General features: G+C 66.6%; 1 pseudogene. It reads left to right on the forward strand.

The annotated features are described in order from the left end of the window. Nucleotides 1-88: 88 nt before the first annotated feature. Nucleotides 89-371 (forward strand): annotated as a pseudogene (locus tag AC1D0P_RS32010) (MFS transporter); the annotation flags it as partial.

A 371-nucleotide genomic window follows, 5' to 3' on the forward strand; every position in this document is an offset into this window, starting at 1 on the left:
TGATGGGCGTGGGCATGACCTTTGCCATACCGCCGCTGACCTCGACGGTGTTCAATTCGGTGCCGGGCGAGGCGAGCGGCATTGCTTGATGGGCGTGGGCATGACCTTTGCCATACCGCCGCTGACCTCGACGGTGTTCAATTCGGTGCCGGGCGAGGCGAGCGGCATTGCTTCGGGTATCAACAATGCGGCCGCGCGCGGCGGCGGACTGGTGGCGGTCGCGGCGATCGGCATCGCCTTCGGCGGCGCCGATCTCTCGGCCATCGAGCCAGCCGAATTCCAGGCGGCCTATCGGGTTGTCATGCTGTCGGCGGCGGTGCTCGCCTTGCTGAGCGCGGTCTGCGCCGCGATGACCATCGGCACCAAAAATG

This window comes from Polaromonas sp. P1_G2, from assembly GCF_056405515.1.